Annotated in this window: 17 protein-coding genes and 1 tRNA gene; 7 read left to right on the top strand and 11 right to left on the bottom strand. The window is 67.4% G+C overall.

The window, feature by feature from the left end:
- Nucleotides 1–63 precede the first annotated feature (63 nt).
- Genes ACOYR3_RS10025 through ACOYR3_RS10015 form a run of 3 tightly spaced genes read right to left on the bottom strand, consistent with a single transcriptional unit; the run spans nt 64 to nt 3,275 of the window.
- Nucleotides 64–1,044: a Bug family tripartite tricarboxylate transporter substrate binding protein gene (locus ACOYR3_RS10025; RefSeq protein ID WP_422846283.1), complete on the bottom strand. Its 981-nt coding sequence runs from the start codon at nt 1,042–1,044 to the stop codon at nt 64–66.
- 48 nt (nt 1,045–1,092) lie between these two features.
- Nucleotides 1,093–2,073 carry a hydroxymethylglutaryl-CoA lyase gene (locus tag ACOYR3_RS10020; RefSeq protein ID WP_422846282.1) on the bottom strand — a complete coding sequence of 327 codons (981 nt, stop codon included), beginning with the start codon at nt 2,071–2,073 and terminating at the stop codon, nt 1,093–1,095.
- Nucleotides 2,070–3,275, bottom strand: a complete 1,206-nt coding sequence (locus ACOYR3_RS10015; RefSeq protein WP_422846281.1) for a CaiB/BaiF CoA transferase family protein — start codon at nt 3,273–3,275, stop codon at nt 2,070–2,072. The genes ACOYR3_RS10020 and ACOYR3_RS10015 overlap by 4 nt, the downstream gene beginning before the upstream one ends.
- A gap of 254 nt (nt 3,276–3,529) precedes the next feature.
- Between ACOYR3_RS10015 and ACOYR3_RS10010 the strand changes: the two genes are divergently transcribed.
- From ACOYR3_RS10010 to efp, 3 genes are all read left to right on the top strand, one after another.
- Entirely contained in the window at nt 3,530–4,426 is an 897-nt protein-coding gene (locus tag ACOYR3_RS10010; protein WP_422846280.1) for a LysR family transcriptional regulator, read from the top strand.
- Nucleotides 4,423–5,580 (top strand): elongation factor P maturation arginine rhamnosyltransferase EarP, encoded by a 1,158-nt coding sequence (gene earP, locus ACOYR3_RS10005; protein ID WP_422846279.1) that lies wholly within the window; start codon nt 4,423–4,425, stop codon nt 5,578–5,580. Before ACOYR3_RS10010 ends, earP begins: the two co-directional genes overlap by 4 nt.
- A gap of 153 nt (nt 5,581–5,733) precedes the next feature.
- The gene (gene efp / locus ACOYR3_RS10000) at nt 5,734–6,288 is read left to right on the top strand and encodes an elongation factor P (protein ID WP_291489391.1); all 555 of its coding nucleotides are present in this window, start codon (nt 5,734–5,736) and stop codon (nt 6,286–6,288) included.
- Nucleotides 6,289–6,483: 195 nt separating this feature from the next.
- Here efp and rimO read toward each other — a convergent pair whose 3' ends face one another.
- Together rimO and phaR are read right to left on the bottom strand one after the other, a co-directional pair.
- Nucleotides 6,484–7,875 carry a 30S ribosomal protein S12 methylthiotransferase RimO gene (gene rimO / locus ACOYR3_RS09995; protein WP_422846278.1) on the bottom strand — a complete coding sequence of 464 codons (1,392 nt, stop codon included), beginning with the start codon at nt 7,873–7,875 and terminating at the stop codon, nt 6,484–6,486.
- A gap of 180 nt (nt 7,876–8,055) precedes the next feature.
- Nucleotides 8,056–8,589, bottom strand: coding sequence for a polyhydroxyalkanoate synthesis repressor PhaR (phaR, locus tag ACOYR3_RS09990; RefSeq protein ID WP_422846277.1), 534 nt, complete (start codon nt 8,587–8,589; stop codon nt 8,056–8,058).
- 248 nt (nt 8,590–8,837) lie between these two features.
- On the opposite strand from phaR, the gene ACOYR3_RS09985 reads away from it, so the two are divergent.
- The gene (locus ACOYR3_RS09985; RefSeq protein WP_422846276.1) at nt 8,838–8,981 is read left to right on the top strand and encodes a hypothetical protein; all 144 of its coding nucleotides are present in this window, start codon (nt 8,838–8,840) and stop codon (nt 8,979–8,981) included.
- 152 nt (nt 8,982–9,133) lie between these two features.
- On the opposite strand, the gene ACOYR3_RS09980 is transcribed toward ACOYR3_RS09985, so the two are convergent.
- The 5 genes from ACOYR3_RS09980 to ACOYR3_RS09960 all read right to left on the bottom strand — a co-directional run bounded on the left by ACOYR3_RS09980 (nt 9,134) and on the right by ACOYR3_RS09960 (nt 13,266).
- The gene (locus tag ACOYR3_RS09980; RefSeq protein ID WP_422846275.1) at nt 9,134–9,295 is read right to left on the bottom strand and encodes a hypothetical protein; all 162 of its coding nucleotides are present in this window, start codon (nt 9,293–9,295) and stop codon (nt 9,134–9,136) included.
- Between the two features lie 268 nt (nt 9,296–9,563).
- The gene (locus tag ACOYR3_RS09975) at nt 9,564–9,755 is read right to left on the bottom strand and encodes a hypothetical protein (protein WP_422846274.1); all 192 of its coding nucleotides are present in this window, start codon (nt 9,753–9,755) and stop codon (nt 9,564–9,566) included.
- A 186-nt stretch (nt 9,756–9,941) separates the two neighbouring features.
- Nucleotides 9,942–10,018: transfer RNA gene (locus tag ACOYR3_RS09970), tRNA-Val, on the bottom strand.
- Nucleotides 10,019–10,093: 75 nt separating this feature from the next.
- Nucleotides 10,094–12,307, bottom strand: a complete 2,214-nt coding sequence (locus tag ACOYR3_RS09965) for a RelA/SpoT family protein (protein WP_422846273.1) — start codon at nt 12,305–12,307, stop codon at nt 10,094–10,096.
- Complete coding sequence (locus ACOYR3_RS09960; RefSeq protein WP_422846272.1) at nt 12,304–13,266, bottom strand: alpha/beta fold hydrolase; 963 nt, start codon at nt 13,264–13,266, stop codon at nt 12,304–12,306. Before ACOYR3_RS09960 ends, ACOYR3_RS09965 begins: the two co-directional genes overlap by 4 nt.
- A gap of 116 nt (nt 13,267–13,382) precedes the next feature.
- Between ACOYR3_RS09960 and ACOYR3_RS09955 the strand changes: the two genes are divergently transcribed.
- Complete coding sequence (locus ACOYR3_RS09955; RefSeq protein WP_422846271.1) at nt 13,383–14,165, top strand: 3-hydroxybutyrate dehydrogenase; 783 nt, start codon at nt 13,383–13,385, stop codon at nt 14,163–14,165.
- A 242-nt stretch (nt 14,166–14,407) separates the two neighbouring features.
- On the opposite strand, the gene ACOYR3_RS09950 is transcribed toward ACOYR3_RS09955, so the two are convergent.
- Nucleotides 14,408–15,124 (bottom strand): SIMPL domain-containing protein, encoded by a 717-nt coding sequence (locus ACOYR3_RS09950; protein WP_422846270.1) that lies wholly within the window; start codon nt 15,122–15,124, stop codon nt 14,408–14,410.
- A 215-nt stretch (nt 15,125–15,339) separates the two neighbouring features.
- Between ACOYR3_RS09950 and ompR the strand changes: the two genes are divergently transcribed.
- A complete protein-coding gene (ompR, locus tag ACOYR3_RS09945; RefSeq protein WP_010460834.1) occupies nt 15,340–16,071 on the top strand; it encodes a two-component system response regulator OmpR in 732 nt (243 codons plus the stop codon).
- Between the two features lie 71 nt (nt 16,072–16,142).
- The gene (locus ACOYR3_RS09940) at nt 16,143–17,627 is read left to right on the top strand and encodes an ATP-binding protein (protein ID WP_422846269.1); all 1,485 of its coding nucleotides are present in this window, start codon (nt 16,143–16,145) and stop codon (nt 17,625–17,627) included.
- The last annotated feature ends 3 nt before the right edge of the window (nt 17,628–17,630 follow it).

Genomic DNA, 17,630 nt, shown 5'->3' with positions numbered 1-17,630 from the left:
TTGTTGTGTCGTTGAATGGAATGGGACGAAAAGGAAAGGAGGAATGGGGAGAAAGAGCGCAGATCAATCCACCGTGGCGCCGGTCTCCTTGACCACGCGGCTCCACTTGGGCAGGTCTGCCTGCACCAGCGCGCCCAGTTGCGCGGCCGTGCCCTTGAAGGGCTCGCAGCCCACCGTTGCCAGCTTGTCCACCACATCCTTGTGCTCCAGCGCGCGGGCCACCTCGGCCTGCAGCTGCGCAACGATGGGCGCGGGCGTGCCGGCCGGGGCGAACAGCGCATACCAGGGCGCCTGGCCAAAGCCTGTCAGGGTCTCGCCGATCGTGGGCGCATCGGGCAGCGCGGCCACGCGCTTTTCGTTGACCACACCCAGCACCTTGAGCTTGCCCGCCTTGATGAACGCAATGACCGACGGCAGGCTCTGCACCGACAGCGGCACCTGCCCGCCCACCACGTCGGTGGCGGCTGCCGCAGAGCCCTTGTAGGGAATGTGCTGCAGCTGAATGCTCGCCGCCTTTTGCAGCATCTCGCCGATGAGGTGATTCAGCGTGCCGTTGCCGGCCGACGCGATCGCGTATTGGCCGGGATGGAGCTTGGCCAGCTTGACCAGCTCGGCCACGTTGTTCGCAGGAAAGGACGGGTGCGCCACCAGCACATAGCCCGCCGTGGCGACGGGCGCCACGGGCACGAAATCCTTCACGGGATCGAAGCCGGGGTTCTTGTACAGCGCCGGGCCGATCACGTGCGCGCTGTCGGCCGTGAGCAGCAGCGTGTAGCCATCGTTGCGCGCACGGGCCGTGGCGGCGGTGGCCAGCGTGCCACCCGCGCCGGGGCGGTTGTCCACGATCACGCTCTGGCCCAGTTGCTCACCCAGCTTTTGCGCCACCACGCGCGCAATGGCGTCGTTGGCGCCGCCTGCGGCCTGGGGCACGACCAGGGTGATCGGCTTGGACGGGTACTTGTCCTGCGCGAGCGCCGCCACCGCGGCAGAGCACAGCACGGCCGCGGTGAAGACGCGGCGGGACAGCGGGGTGGAAAAGGCCATGGTGTTGTCTCCGTTTGTTGTGGGTGAGGGATCAGGTCTTGTGCAGCTTCAGCGGGCCAGCGCCCGCGCGCGGACGGCGTCGAAATCCGCCGGCACCGGGTGCAGCGCCAGGCGGGGGCCGGCCTTGGCGATCTGGCTGGGGATGTCGTGCCCGATGAGCGCGGGCAGCTGCCGCGCGGCGGCCAGCAGCCCGTCCAGATCGACCCCGGTGGCATAGCCCATCAGCGCCAGGGCATGCGCAATCTCTTCGCTGCACACGTTGCCGCTGGCGCCCGGCGCATAGGGGCAGCCGCCCAGCCCGCCCAGCGAGGCGTCGAACCGGTCCGCCCCCGCGTCGATGGCGGCCAGCACGTTGGCCAGCCCCATGCCGCGCGTGTTGTGGAAGTGCAGCGTGAACGCCACGCCCGGCCAGCGCACGCGCGCCGCCGCGGTGAGCTGGTGCACCTGCGTGGGATAGGCCATACCCGTGGTGTCGCACAGCGTGATGCCGCACACGCCCAGGTCCACAAAGCGCTGCACCCAGTCGAAGACCTGGGCCTCAGGAACGTCGCCCTCCATGGGGCAGCCGAACACGCACGAGAGCGACACGTTCACCGCCACCTGCGCCGACTGCGCCCGCGCCACCACCTGGGCCAGCGCATCGAAGGACTGCGCCTGCGTCATGCGCAGGTTGGCCAGGTTGTGGGTGGCACTGACCGACATGACCAGGTTCAGCTCGTCGGTGCGCGACTCGATGGCGCGCTCCGCACCGCGCAGGTTGGGCACCAGCGCGGTGTACACGGTGCCGGGGCGGCGCGTGATCTCGCGCATCACGATCTCGGCATCGCGCAGCGCGGGAATGGCCGTGGGCGAGGTGAACGAGGTCACCTCGATCTTGGCCACGCCCGTGGCCGAGAGCGCATTGCACAGCGCGATCTTGTCGGCCGTGGGCACAAGGGCCTTTTCCATCTGCAGGCCATCGCGCAGGCCCACCTCCTGTAAGTGGATGCGGCGGCCCGCGCCCTGCCAGACGTTGCCGGGTGCGTTCATTGCACGACTCCTTTGCTGCGCAGCAGCGCAATCTGTTCGGCAGTGAGCCCCATCTCAGCCAGCACCGCATCGGTGTCATCGCCCAGGTGCGGCGCGCTGCTGCGGATGGTGCCCGGCGTTGCCGAGAGCTTGGGCACGATGCCCGGCACTTCTACGCTGTAGCCGTCGCGCGTCTCTTGCGTCAACAGCATGTCGCGGGCGCGGTAATGGGGGTCTTCGGCAATGTCCTTGGCGGTGTAGACCTTGCCGGCGGGCACGCGCGCGGCGCCCAGCGCGTCCAGCACCTGCTGCACGGTGCGCTGCGCGCTCCAGGCGCCGATGGCGGCGTCGATCTCGTCCACGCGGGCGACGCGGCCGGTGTTGTTGGCCAGGTCCGGCGCGGCGCCCAGGTCGGGCCGGCCGATGGCGTCCATCAGCCGCTTGAAGATGCTGTCGCCATTGCCCGCCACCAGCACCCAGCCGTCCGTGCAGGGGTAGGCGTTGCTGGGGGCAATGCCCGGCAGCGCACTGCCCGCCGCCTCGCGCACCGCGCCGAAGGCGCTGTATTCGGGGATTAGGCTTTCCATCACGTTGAACACGGCTTCGTGCAGCGCCACGTCAATCACCTGGCCTTTGCCACCGTTGACCTTGCGGTGGTAGAGCGCCGTGAGCACGCCGATGGTGCCGTGCAGCGCCGCCAGCGTGTCGCCAATCGACACCCCCACCCGCACCGGCACCCGGCCGGGCTCGCCCGTCAGGTGGCGCAGGCCGCCCATGGCCTCGCCAATGGCGCCAAAGCCCGGCAGGTCGCGGTAGGGGCCGGTCTGGCCGTAGCCGGAGATGCGCAGCATCACCAGGCCGGGGTTGAGCGCGTGCAGCTCCTCGGGCGACATGCCCCAGCCTTCGATCGTGCCGGGGCGGAAGTTCTCGACCAGCACATCGGCCTCGGCAATCAGCTGGCGGGCGATGTCCTGGCCTTCCTTCTGGCGCAGGTCCAGCGCCACCGAGCGCTTGTTACGCGACTGCACCTGCCACCAGACGGAGGTGCCTTCCTTGATCAGGCGCCAGTTGCGCAGCGGGTCACCCGTCTCGGGGGCTTCGATCTTGATCACGTCGGCGCCAAACTCGCCCAGCGTCTTGCCGCAGAACGGCCCGGCGATGAGCTGGCCCATTTCGATGACGCGCACGCCTTGCAAGGCGGCGGGGGAAGCAATGGAATCCATGGGAATGTGTGTCTCCTTCAGGGCGGGCGCCAAGGGTCTGCGTGCACCACCCCACCCGATCACGCTGAGCTTGTCGAAGCGCTGCGCAAGGCTTCGACAAGCTCAGCCCGAACGGTGGTGGCGGTGCAGGTCGGTAACCTTAGGCTGCCACCCCGATCATGCGCAGCGCCCGCGGGGCCGTAAATCGCTCAAGCAACAAGATGCCATCGCAAACCGGCATGGCAGCTGCGGCGGCTTGCTACCATCGGCACCCCATGAAACTCGACCCCGTCTCCCTGCGCCTGTTCGTGGCCGTGATGGAGGAAAGCACCATCGCCGCCGCCGCCGCGCGCGAGCACCTTGCCGCATCGGCCGTGAGCCGCCGCCTGGCCGACCTGGAAGACGCCCTGCACGTGGCGCTGTTCACCCGCAGCAACAAGGGCACCGAGCCCACGGCCGCCGCCTACGCGCTGCTGAACCTGGCGCGCGGCGTGCTCAACGACCTGGACGGCATTGCCAGCCAGATGCGCGAGTACGGCGCCGGCGTGCGCGGCCATGTGCGCGTGGTGGCCAACATCTCGGCCATCACGCAGTTCTTGCCCGCGCAGCTGCAGAGCTTCATGGCGCTGCACCCGCAGGTGGACGTGCGGCTGCAGGAGCAGATCAGCACGGCCATCGCCCAGTCCGTGGCCGAGAACGCGGCCGACGTGGGCATCCTCAACCAGGGCCACTACGGCGAGCGCGTGGTGCAGCTGCCCTACCGCACCGACGAGCTGGTGCTGGTGGTGCCCACGGGCCATGCGCTGGCGCGGCGCAAGGCCGCCCGGCTGGCCGACGCCCTGCCCTACGACTTTGTGGGCGCGCACCCAGGCAGCGCCATCAACAACCAGCTGACCCGCGCCGCGGCCGAAGCCGGCCTGCCGCTGCGCCTGCGCATGCAGGTCACCAGCTACGACGCGCTGTGCCTGATGGTGGCCGCCGGCCTGGGCGTGGGCGTGATGCCGCGAGGCAGCGCCGCGCTGTACAAGGGCTCGCAACCCATCCGCGTGGTCACGCTGAACGAACCCTGGGCGCACCGGCAACTGGTGCTGTGCGTGCGCTCGGAAGAATCCCTCTCCAGCGTGGCGCGCCTGCTGGTGGACCACTTGCGGGCAAAGCCCTCCATCCCATGACCGCCAAGCTCCCCGCCCTGCCCCTGCAATGGGACGTGTTCTGCCGCGTGATCGACAACTTTGGCGACATCGGCGTGTGCTGGCGCCTGGTGGCGCAGCTGGCCGCGCGGGGCCAGCGCGTGCGGCTGTGGGTGGACGACGCCTCGGCCCTGCAGTGGATGGCGCCGCAGGGCTGCGCAGGTGTGGAGGTCCGCCCCTGGTATGCGCCGCCGCCGGGCGCGGACGAGCCGCGGCCCGATGTGATGGTGGAGGCCTTCGGCTGCGAAATTGCTCCTGAATTCATAGCTTATAGCGCTAGCCAGGCAAGTGCCAGAGGCCCACAACAACCCAGACCCGTGTGGATCAACCTGGAGTACCTGTCGGCCGAGGGCTATGTGGAGCGCACCCATGGCCTGCCCTCGCCCATCCTGTCGGGCCCGGCTGCGGGCTGGACGCGCTGGTTCTTCTACCCCGGCTTCACCCCGGCCACGGGCGGCCTGCTGCGCGAGAGCGACCTGATGGCCCGGCGCGAGGCTTTCGACCGCGAGGCCTGGCGCGCAGACCACCGCACGGCCTTTGGCCTGGGCGAAGACACGCCGGGCACCCGCTGGGTCTCGCTGTTCTGCTACGAACCGGCGGCGCTGCCCGATCTGCTCCAGCGCTGCGAGGCCACGCCGACCCGGCTGCTCGTCGCGCCCGGCCGCCCGGCCGCCGCCGTGCGGGCGGCCTTGCCGGGCCGGGAAGAAGACTGTGGTCAAAATGCCCCGCAGCGCTTGCCCATGCAGCACGGGCAGCTATCCATTTCATACCTGCCGCACCGCCCGCAGCCTGCGTTTGATGAAATGCTGTGGGCCTGCGACTTCAACGCCGTGCGCGGCGAGGATTCGCTGGTGCGGGCCCTGTGGGCGGGCCAGGCCCTGGTGTGGCACATCTACCCGCAGCACGACAACGCCCACCACGACAAGCTGCACGCGTTTCTGGACTGGCTGCAGGCGCCCGCCTCGCTGCGCCAGTTCCACGCCACCTGGAACGGCCTGGACACCGCCCCGCTGCAATGGCCCGGCGACGCCACCCTGGCGGAATGGACGCGTTGCATCCAGCACGCACGCAGCCGCCTGTTGATGCAAGACAGCCTCGCCACACAACTTTTGGGCTTCGTCGCCGAAAAACGGTAAAATCCAGGGCTTTGCGCAAAACAGGCGCGGCACCCCCGTGCCCTCGCCCAGCGCACTTCCGCCGCGGTACATGCAGCGGCGCGCGACCCGCCGATTCCTTCAGCAGGTTTGCCCGCCCGCACGTTGAGCGGCCCCAACCCAAAGCAACTTGCTATGAAAATCGCTCAAGAAATCCGCGCCGGCAACGTCATCATGCACGGCAAGGACCCCATGGTGGTCCTGAAGACCGAATACGCCCGCGGCGGCCGCGGTGCAGCCACCGTGCGCATGAAGCTCAAGAGCCTGATCGCCAACTTCGGCACCGAAGTCGTGTTCAAGGCCGACGACAAGATCGACAACGTGATCCTGGACAAGAAGGATTGCACCTACTCCTACTTTGCCGACCCCATGTACGTGTGCATGGACGCCGACTACAACCAGTACGAAGTCGAAGCCGAAAACATGGGCGACGCGCTGAACTACCTGGAAGACGGCATGGCGCTGGAAGTGGTGTTCTACGACGGCAAGGCCATCTCCGTGGAACTGCCCACCAGCATCGAACGCGAAATCACCTGGACGGAACCCGCCGTCAAGGGCGACACGTCCGGCAAGGTGCTCAAGCCCGCCAAGATCGCCACCGGCTTTGAAGTGGCTGTGCCCCTGTTCGTGAACCAGGGCGACAAGATCGAAATCGACACCCGCACCGGCGAATACCGCAAGCGCGTGTAAGCCGCGCACGGCACCCTGCGGTGCCTGTGCAGCAAGACAAAAGGCTTCCCACGGGAAGCCTTTTTTGTGCGCCACCGCCGCAGCGGTTGCTATCGAAACGTGAGCTGCCTGTGCTTTCCTGGCCTCAAATTTTCAAACAAAAGTAGCTGAAAACAAGGCGCAGCAAGCGCAAGGCGCTCACATTTTTGATTCCCTTCAGATCGGCTGTGCAATCAGGTCGTGCCCCTGCACCCCCACGATGCGCGCCTTGGTGAATTCGCCCACCTTCATGGTCTTGCTGATCTTCTCGGGCGGCAGCAGCTGCACCGTGCCGTCGATCTCCGGCGCATCGGCGTAGGTACGGCCCACGCCGCCCTTGCGGCCCAGGGCCGGCGCGTGGTCCACCAGCACCTGCATAGTGGCGCCCACGCGGCGCTGCAGCTTGGCAATGGACACCTCCTCGGCCACGGCCATGAAGCGCGCACGGCGCTCCTCGCGCACTTCCATCGGCAGCATGCCCGGCAGCTCGTTGGCGGCGGCACCCGTCACATCGCTGTAGGCAAAGCAGCCGGCGCGGTCGATCTGCGCCTCGCGCACAAAGTCCAGCAGGTGCTGGAACTCTTCTTCCGTCTCGCCCGGAAAACCCGCAATGAAGGTGCTGCGGATCACGATCTCGGGGCAGGCCTCGCGCCAGCGCTGGATGCGCTCCAGGTTGCGCTCGCCGCTGGCCGGGCGCTTCATACGCTTGAGCACGTCCGGATGGCTGTGCTGAAAGGGCACGTCCAGGTACGGCAGCACGCGGCCCGTGGCCATCAGCGGGATCACCTCGTCCACGCTGGGGTACGGGTACACGTAGTGCAGGCGCACCCAGGCGCCGTAGGGCTCGGCAATCTCGCCCAGCGTCTGCACCAGCTCCAGCATGCGGGTCTTGACGGGCTTGCCGTCCCAGAAGCCGGTGCGGTACTTCACGTCCACGCCATAGGCCGAGGTGTCCTGGCTGATGACGAGGAGCTCCTTCACGCCGCCTTCGAACAAGGCCTTGGCCTCCTTGAGCACGTCGCCAATGGGGCGCGACACCAGGTCGCCGCGCATCGACGGGATGATGCAGAAGGTGCAGCGGTGGTTGCAGCCCTCGCTGATCTTCAGGTAGGCATAGTGGCGCGGCGTGAGCTTGATGCCCGCCTCGCCAAACGCGCCCGGCACCAGGTCCAGGAAGGGGTCGTGCGGCTTGGGCAGGTGCGTGTGCACGGCCTCCATCACCTCTTGCGTGGCATGCGGGCCGGTCACGGCCAGCACGCTGGGGTGCACGTCCTTGACCAGGTTGCCCCCCGCCTCGCCCGCGCGCGCGCCCAGGCAGCCCGTGACGATGACCTTGCCGTTCTCGGCCAGGGCTTCGCCGATGGTGTCCAGGCTTTCCTTGACCGCATCGTCAATGAAGCCGCAGGTGTTGACAATGACCAGGTCTGCGCCCTGGAAGGTCTTGGAGGTCTCGTAGCCCTCGGCGCTCAGTTGCGTGAGGATGAGTTCGGAGTCGGTGAGTGCCTTCGGGCATCCGAGGGACACGAACCCGACCTTGGGGGTTTTTGTGGGGGCAATTGCTTCGCTCATAACCCCGTATTGTCCCAGGTCCGGCTCTGGAGGGGGTTTCCTCGCCGACTCATCCCCAGATCAGCGTTGCCCGAAGGCTTGTGATACTGGCACGACCAAAGCCAGCAGCCGCCGCGCAAGGGCCGCCCCGCCGCGCTGGCGGCGTCCCCCTGGGGGAAGCGGCAAAGCCGCTCAGGGGGCTTACCTCTTGATTCCGAACGCGCCGAGCATCTGCTCGGTCTGCTTTTGCATCTGCTCCTGCATCTGCGTCAGCATCGATTGCGATTGCTCCATATAGTTGCCCATCATGCCCTTGAGCAAGGGCGACTGCAGGTTCATGAACTGGGACCACATCTCGGGCGTGACGTTCTGCGACTGCTCGGCCATCTTGGACTGGAAGTCGGTGAAGGCCTGCACGTTCTTCTCGAGGTAGGCCCCCATGAAACCCTGCATGGCGTGCCCGTAGAAGCGGATGATGTTGGCCAGCACGGCCTCGGAGAACATGGGCGCGCCGCCCGCCTCCTCTTCCAGGATGATCTGCAGCAGGATGCTGCGCGTGAGGTCCTCGCCCGTCTTGGCGTCGCGCACCACCACGTTCTGGTGCTCCATCACCAGCTGGCGCACTTCGGCCAGGGTGATGTAGGTGGAGGTGTCCGTGTCGTACAGACGGCGGTTGGGGTACTTCTTGATGACGCGCTGCGCCGGCTTGGATGCGGCACTTTTCTGTTCGGACACAACGACTCCTCGGGCTTGGGCCCATGTATTGCGGTGCAGCACATTCTAGGGAGGCTCCAGCGCCCCGTCGGCAAAGGAATACCCTGATGGCCTTCGCGTTCAGCGCGGGCCGGCAACGCGCGGGAACACGCGGGATAAAAAATGGGTTGCGGCCCGCCGGTCGGGATGTTGGCTGGCAGACCGGCGCGGAAGTGCGCGTTACGGTGGGCTTGTAGTTTCACCCTTGATGACCAGAAAGGACCCGCGCCATGTTGCCTGCACCAGCGCCCTCTCCCGTGCCGCCCTTCCCGCCCGTGGAAAACCCGCCAGCCTGGGTCCCGCAGCCGCCGCAGGGCGACCCGCCGCCCCAACCCGGCGAGCCGCCCGTGCAGGATCCGCCACCGCATTTCTGACCGAAAGCAGCCTCCCGCGCACTCGTGCGGCGCGCCGGGGGGTGCGGGGTGTGAAGAGATCTGCGGGAATGTCCGCAAGGGAGCAAGAAAGTGCGCCACGGCGCCAGCGCACCGGTACAGCTCGCACTGAGCCGACGACCCTTGCCAGGGGCTTAGCCCAGGTACCCCATCTTGAAATAGGCCACCGCCAACACCGCCACCGTCGCAGCCAGGGCAGCGAGCCAGAAGACGCGGATATCGTACATGCCCAGTTCGGGATCCACGTCGACAAAGGCGGGAGCAGCAGGGGTGGGGTGTTGCGGCGATGTTTTCATGGTGGAACTCCGTATGAGGTAACGCAACAGTACCGACGGACGGGGCCCCACCTTGTCAGACAAAAACGCTTTGTTTCATACGAACGGCTGCCACCCCGCGGCGTCCCTGAGCAGCCCTGTGGCTGCCGGGCGTGATAGCTGCCCCGCAGCCACCGAGCGCAGCCCTTGCGCGACCGTCCCGCTGCGCTACCGGGACGCAGGCGCGCGTTCCGGCGGGACGGGCATTGCACCCGCCGGCCCGGATGACAGCGGCCCGGATGGGCCGCGTTCAGGATCGGGACGGCTTGCCCAGCGGATCAGCATCGCCCAGATCCACCTCGGCCGACTTCCGGCCGGGAAAGGACACCTCGGGCTGGCGCTCGTTGGACAGGGGTGGCGGCAGCTCCGTCGGAAATTCGCCAGGCTCGCGGGGCACATCGCTGGGGACTTCGAGGGGGCGGTCTTGGCTAGGGACGGGCATGGTGCGCTCCTGGTGCAAAGAAGCCAGTGAGCGCCCAGCCACGCCTGCGCGCCGTAGGAAAAAGCCGTGACAGCTGCGCGCCCGTTCACCACGGCGCATGCCGTCACCCGACGCCTGCACGAAAGGGCCGACCAAAAGAAAAAAGGAGCGGACATTGCTGTCAGCTCCTTGATTCATTACCAAATTTGGTAGGCGCGATTGGACTCGAACCAACGACCCCCACCATGTCAAGGTGGTGCTCTAACCAGCTGAGCTACGCGCCTGTCGTTGTTAAGACCACGATTATAGCCACAAAATCAGCGCCTTCGCAAAAGAACGCCCAATTTGCGCGCCGGCCTTCAGCGACGGCGCGCTGAGCGCACGCCGGCAACGCCGGCCACGATGTCCAGCACCTTGTTCAAGCGGCCTGAATCGGAGACCTCCACGGTGAAGGTCATCCACGCCGTGCCCTTGATGGACTGGGTCTGCACGCCGATCACGTTGGTCTTTTCGCGGGCGAACACTTCGGAAATGTCGCGCAGCAGGCCCTGGCGGTCCGCGGCCTCCACGGCCACATCCACGGGGTACACGGCGCCGGTGGCGGCCGCCTTGGACGTGCCCCAGGCCACGTCGATGACGCGCTCCATGTTGCGTGCGGCCATTTCGCGGAAGTTGCTGCAGTCCGCGCGGTGCACGCTCACGCCTTTGCCCCGGGTGACAAAGCCGCGGATCGGATCGGGCGGCGCCGGTTTGCAGCATTTGGCCAGCTGGGTCATCAGCGAGTCGATGCCCACGACCAGCACCCCGCCCTTGGGCGACGCTTCGCTGGTGCGCGTCTTCTTGAGCAGCAGGTATTCGTCGGGCGCGATGACGGGCTCCGGCGGGCGCAGCACCGTCTCGATGTTGCGCAGCGAGAACTCATCCTTGCCCACGACTTCGAACAGCGCATCCGCCGACTTGAAGCCCAGTTGGGCCGCCAGGTCGTCCAGCTTGACGGCCGTCTTGCCCTCGCGCTGCAGCAGCTTCTCCACCGCTTCCCGCCCTTTGGCCACGGTTTCGTGGGTGGCCTGGGCGTTGAACCAGGCGCGCACCTTGGCCTTGGCCCGGTGGCTGGTGAGGTAGCCCAGCTCGGCGTTGAGCCAGTCGCGCGAAGGGCGCCCCTCCTTGACGGTGGTGATCTCCACCGTCTGGCCGTTTTGCAGCGGCGTGTTGAGCGGGACCATGGCGCCGTCCACCCGGGCGCCGCGGCAGCGGTGCCCCACGCTCGTGTGCACGGCATAGGCAAAGTCCACCGGCGTCGCGCCCTGGGGCAGCTCCACCACGGCTGCATCGGGCGTCAGCACGTAGATGCGGTCTTCAAACAGCCCCTTGTTGTGCACGGCGCCGGAAAGGTCGCGCTCCCACGCCAGCAATTGGCGCAGCACCGCGATCTTGGCGTCGTATTCCCCGCTGGCCGACACGCCGGCGTACCCCTTGCTGCCGGCCTCTTTGTAGGCCCAGTGCGCCGCCACGCCATGCTCGGCGTGTTCGTGCATGGCCTGGGTGCGGATCTGGATCTCGATGGGCTTGCCGTTGTCGTCGCGCACGATGGTGTGCAGCGACTGGTAGCCGTTGGGCTTGGGCTTGGCGATGTAGTCGTCGAACTCTTCGACGATGGGCTTGAACTGCTCATGCACCCAGCTCAGGGCCGCGTAGCAGTCCTTCACCGTGGGGACCACCACGCGCAGCGCACGGATGTCGAACACCTGGTCGAAGTTGAGCGACTTGCCGCGCATCTTCTTGACGATGCTGTAGATGTGCTTGGGCCGCCCCGCCACCGTGGCGCTGATGCTGCGCGCGCGCAGCTCGCTCTCCAGCCGGCCGCGCAACTGCTCCATGTAGACCTCACGCTCGCCGCGCTTCTCGTCCAGCAGGCGGGCCACCTCTTTGTAGGTCTCGGGCTCCAGGAAACGGAAGGACAGGTCTTCCAGCTCCCACTTCACCTGCCAGATGCCCAGCCGGTTGGCCAGCGGCGCAAACACCTGCAGCGATTCGCGCGCCAGGCTGGGGGACACGGGCCGCTTGGACGCAGCGTGGAAGCGCAGGGTCTGCAGGCGCGAGGCCAGGCGCAGCATCACCACCCGCAGGTCGCGCGAGAACGCCAGCAGCATCTTGCGCACGTTCTCGGTCTGCACGGCCGGGTCGTCCAGCGGCTCGGCGCCGCGGGCCTGGCGCTGCACGCGCATCAGCTTGGTGGTCTCCACCGCCAGGGCGGCAAAGTTATCGCCGAAGGCCTTGGCAATGACCTCCTCGGGCTTGTTGAGGTGCACGCAGGCATGCACCAGGTAGCTCGCCGCCTGCATGGCCTCCGAGCCGCCGATGTTCTTCAGGATAGCGGCCACGGCATCCGCATGCGCCAGCGTGTTCTCGCCGGAATCCAGGGCTTCGCCGGCGATGAGCGGTTCGGCAAACGCGCGGGCGCGCGCCAGGGCGTTCACCTGCTCCGGCAGCGTGTGCGCCGTGGCGGTGATGAGCTGGGGGACGGCGTCGCCCTGGGGCGCCACCGTGGCCAAGGCCGCAGGGTTGGTCTTCATGCGCGCAAAGCACCTTCCGCGGCCAGCAGGAAATCGGCCACCACCGCAACCTGGTCCGCAGCCACCAGCGTGGGCGCATGCCCCACGCCCTCGAACTCGACCACGCGTGCGCGGGGCCCGCGCTGCGCCATGGACTGCGCCGTGGGGCGCGACAGCAGGTCCGACTGAGCGCCCCGCAGCAGCAGCGTCTGCGCCGGGATGTGGTCGTACAACTGCCACAGCGCCGCTTCGCCGGCCGCTGCGGCTTCCTGCGTCAGGGCGCGGAAGGGCACGGCAATGGCCGGGTCGTAATGCAGGGTGACCCCGCCGTCCGGCAGCGTGCGCACCATGGGACGCGACAGGGCCAGCCATTGCTCCGGCGTGTGCGGACCGAAGCTGGTGGAAATGGCCCACATGGCGTCGGCCGCTTCCTGCAGGGACGCAAACCGCACCGGCTGCCCCAGGTACTGGCCGATGCGCTGCAGCGCCTGCCATTCGATGGCGGGCCCCACATCATTGAGCACCAGGCGGCGCACGGGCGCCGGCAGCGGCAGGCCCGGCTGGCCGGCGATGCCCATGCCGATGAGCCCGCCCATGCTGGTGCCCACCCAGTCCAGCGTGCCAATGGGCGCCTGCTGGTGCAGGTGCGCCAGCAGCGCCAGCATGTCGGCCGCGTACTGCGGGATCTGGTAGCCCATGGGGTCCGCCAGCCAGTCGCTCTGCCCGCGCCCGACCACGTCGGGGCACACCACGCGTGCCTGCCTGCTCAGCGCGCGCGCCAGTGTGTCGAAATCCCGCCCCTGGCGGGACAGGCCATGCACGCACACCACCACATGCGGATGCTGCGGGTTGCCGGTGGCGTTCCACTCCCAGTAAGCCATGCGGTGGTGGGTGGCGCCAGTGGCCGGCCCAGGGCCGTTGGAGGCCGCCGGGGCCCCCGCTCCGGGGCACGGTACGTAGTTCAGCGTAGGTTCAATCATGGAGGGCGAATTGCGGAGGCAGCGCTTGATAATGCAGGGCGAACTCGGCTGCATTGCCACGCCCTGCGCGCCGATCTGTGTTTGCGTGGCATCGTAATTCATTCGGAGAGACTCTCATGCTCAAAGGCAAAACTGCCCTCGTTACCGGTTCCACCAGCGGCATCGGCCTTGGCATCGCCAAGGCCCTGGCCCGCCAGGGGGCCAATGTGGTGCTCAACGGCTTCGGCGATGCCGACGGGCCGCGCGCGGAAGTGCTGGCCGCAGGCCAGGCCGCGGGCGTGCAGGTCGACTACCACGGCGCAGATATGAGCCGCGCGGCCGACATCGAAGACATGATGAAGTTCAGCGCCCAACGGTTCGGGCGCGTGGACATCCTGGTGAACAACGCTGGCATCCAGCATGTGGCCAACGTGGAGGATTTCCCGGTGGAACGCTGGGACGCGATCCTCGCCATCAACCTCACCAGCGCCTTCCACACCTCGCGCCTGGCGCTGCCCGCCATGAAGGCCGCAAATTGGGGCCGCATCATCAACGTGGCCTCGGTGCACGGCCTGGTCGGCTCGGCACAGAAGTCTGCCTACGTGGCGGCCAAGCACGGCATCGTCGGCCTGACGAAGGTGACGGCCCTGGAAAACGCCACCACCGGCGTGACCTGCAACGCGATCTGCCCCGGCTGGGTCCTGACGCCGCTGGTGCAAAAGCAGGTGGACGCCAAGGCGGCGGAGCACGGCTTGTCGAATGAGGACGCCAAGAAGCTGCTGCTGGGCGAGAAGGAGCCGTCGATGCAGTTCACCACGCCCGAAGAACTGGGCGAGCTGGCCGTGTTCTTCTGCTCGCCGGCCGCCAACAACGTGCGCGGCGTGGCGTGGAACATGGACGGCGGCTGGGCCGCGCAGTAAAAGCACGCCACCCTGACGCACCTTCGGTGCCTTCCCCTTCCCTCTTCCGTCTTCTCTCGCGTCGCCGCGCGATGGGGGAAAGGGACGCCGCCAGCGCGGCGGGGCGGCCCTTTCGCAGCGGCTGCCGGTGTCGGCCGCGCCAACGCCGTGCGCTGCGCCGATTGCTATAAAAATTATAGCTACTAGCGCTTATTCAGCAATCGCTAGCAGCCATTTTTATCTAAATCGCTGCGTGATGCGCCTCAGCGCATCTGCACCGACCCCGACACGTTGACCACCACCTGTGCCTTGCCCGCTTCCACCGGGACCGGCGCGTCGGCAAAGGAGCTCATCTTCGCTTCGGCGGCCATCATGCGCGGACGCGGGCCGGGCACTGCCTCGTTGCTGTTCACCGCCACCTCGCGCAGGCTGTAGGCGCTGAAGCCGAAGCCCTTGGCCAGCTCGGCGGCGCGGGCCTTGAACTGCTCGATGGCCAGGGTCTGGGCTTCGCCTTCCACCTTGGCGCGCGCCTCGCGCGACAGGTCGAACCCGACCTGGCTGATGGCCAGCGTCTGGATCCTGCCCGCCGTGGCCGTGATGCGGGCGAAATCGCGCCCTTCCAGCACCAGTTCGGCCCGGCCTTGCCAGCCGTTGATCTTGCCGTCCTTGCCGTACCGGGGGTACAGCCCGAAGGGCCCGGTGCGCACGTCCATCTGACCCGGCTGGGCATTGCGCTTGGCCTCGGCCAGGGCCGCATCCAGCGCCTGCTTGAGCTGGGACTGCACCGTGGCCGCATCGGTGGCTTCCTTGCTGGTCGCAAGGTTGAGCACCAGCAGGTCCTGCTGCACCTCCACCGAGCCGGTGGCCGACAGCTGCACCACATTGCGCGGCTCCGGCGCCGTGCTGTTCTGGGCAGAAACGGCGCCAGCGCTGAAAATGAAAGCGCTGGCAGCTATCAGTTTTATAGTAATCCTCAGCATATGAAAGTCCTCTTCTTCGGGGATGAAGCACCGGCGTATGCGGTGCCAGACAGCACCTTAACCGCACCCACTTGTCTGCACGATGAAGCCCCTTCCCAGCGGCTGCGAACCCGGGCAAAACTTGTAACAGTTGGTCAAACCCGGCCGGAAAACCCGAACTTCGGCGTTCCATGTGGTCAGAATCGGCTCTGTTACAAATTGGACTTGGGAACAAGATGGCCACAACAACCAATCGCACTGACAAAGTTCTGGTGGTGGATGACGATGCACGCATCCGCGATCTGCTGCGCCGCTACCTGACCCAGGAAGGCTTCGAAGTCATGGTTGCGGAGGATGGCAAGGCGCTCAACCGCCTGCTGTTGCGCGAGACCGTGGACATCATCGTGCTGGACCTGATGATGCCCGGCGAGGATGGCCTGTCCATCTGCCGCCGCCTGCGTGCCGCCAATGACCGCACCCCCATCATCATGCTCACCGCCAAGGGCGAGGACGTGGACCGCATCGTGGGCCTGGAAGTGGGCGCGGACGACTACCTGGGCAAACCGTTCAACCCGCGCGAGCTGCTCGCGCGCATCCACGCCGTGCTGCGGCGCCGCCCCGCCCAGGAAGCCCCGGGCGCACCGTCGGGCGACAACGAAGTGGTCACCTTCGGCCCCTTCACCTTCGACCTGGGCACGCGCGCCCTCCAGCGCAACGGCGAGGAGCTGCCGCTGACCACCGGCGAATTTGCGATGCTCAAGGCCCTGGTGCGCCATCCGCGCCAGCCGCTGTCGCGCGAGAAGCTGGCGCTTCTGGCCCGGGGCCGCGAATTCGAGCCGTTTGACCGCAGCCTGGACGTGCAGGTCTCGCGCCTTCGCAAGCTGGTGGAGGTGGACGCCGCCGCACCGCGCTACATCCAGACGGTGTGGGGTGTCGGCTATGTGTTCGTGCCGGACGGAACAAGCTGAGCCCTTCCTGTTCCCGTATGCCCAAATCCGGCGAACCCCTGTGGTCCAGATCGTCGTCTTTCCAGCCCTCCATGACGGCCCAGCCTGAAGCCACCAGCCCCGCCCCCCTGGAGTCGCTGCGGCAGGCGCGCGAGCAGCGGGCCCGCGTCGGGCTCAACCTGTTCTGGCGCACCTTCTTTCTGCTGGCGCTGCTGCTGGTGGGCAGCATTCTGGCGTGGCTGCAGACGCTGCGTGCCCTGGAGTTCGAGCCACGCACGCTGCAGACGGCGCAGCAGATTGCGTCCCTGGTCAACCTGAGCCGCGCCGCGCTGGTGCACTCGGATGCCATTGCCCGCGTGTCGCTCATCAAGACCATGGCCGACCAGGAAGGCGTGCGCATCCTGCCGCGCGAGCCCACCGACAAGTTCGAACTGCTCGAAGGCTCGGCCCTGGGCAACCGGCTCACCGACGAGCTCACCCAGCGGCTCGGGCCGGACACCATCGTCGCGCAGAACGTGAATGGCGAGACCGGCCTGTGGGTGGGCTTCAACATCAACGGGGACCCCAACTGGCTGCTGATGGACCGCTCGCGTTTCAGTCCGGCCGGCGGCCGCACCTGGCTGATCTGGCTGATCACGGCCGCCGCGCTGTCCCTGGCCGGGGCGGCCGCCATTGCGCGGCTCATCAACCGGCCGCTCAAGCAGCTTTCCTATGCCGCCAACCGCGTCAAGGACGGCGATTTCGCCGCCAGCCATCTGGATGAAGAGGTGGTGACCAGCGAGATCCGTGAGGTGAACATCGGGTTCAACCGCATGGCGCAAAAGCTCGCCAAGCTGGAGCAGGACCGTGCGGTGATGCTGGCCGGCATCTCGCACGACCTGCGCACCCCGCTGGCGCGCCTGCGGCTGGAAACCGAGATGAGCGTGACCGACGAGGTCGCGCGCGAGCACATGGTGGCGGACATCGTGCAGCTCGACGCCACCATCGACAAGTTCCTGGACTACGCCCGGCCCGACCACGTGACGCTCACGCCGGTGAACCTGCATGCGGTGGTGTCCTCGTGCGTGTATGCCGTGCAGGACCACCGCGAACTGCAGATCACCATGGCGGTGCCCGAGGATCTGAACGTGCTGGCCGACGAAGTGGAGCTGGCGCGCGTGATCTCCAACCTGCTGGAAAACGCGCGGCGCTACGGCAAGAACGAGGACACCGGCATCACCACCGTCGAAATTGCGGCCAAAGGCCGCGAGAACTGGGTGCTGGTCAAGCTGCGCGACCACGGCCCGGGCGTTCCGCCGGAGCAGCTGTCCAACCTGACCAAGCCCTTCTTCCGCGGCGACTCCGCCCGCACCGCGGCCGCCGGCGCGGGGCTGGGCCTGTCCATCGTGGACAAGACGGTCCAGCGCATGGGGGGCATCTTTGCCCTGGCCAACTCCAGCAGTGGCGGCCTGGTGGCCCACTTGCAGCTGCAGCGCGCACCCGGCCTGCCCGATGGCGCAGACCCCAAGCAGCGGCTCCAGCGGCCTTCCATCAAACGCCAGCTGCCGCGCCGCCGCACCGAGGACCGGATGGCCTGATCC

The sequence above is a fragment of the Acidovorax sp. M2(2025) genome, from assembly GCF_049330835.1.
Taxonomy (GTDB): Bacteria; Pseudomonadota; Gammaproteobacteria; order Burkholderiales; family Burkholderiaceae_C; genus Acidovorax.
Note: the sequence above shows the minus strand (reverse complement) of the source record. Positions and strands in the feature narration are given on the sequence as shown.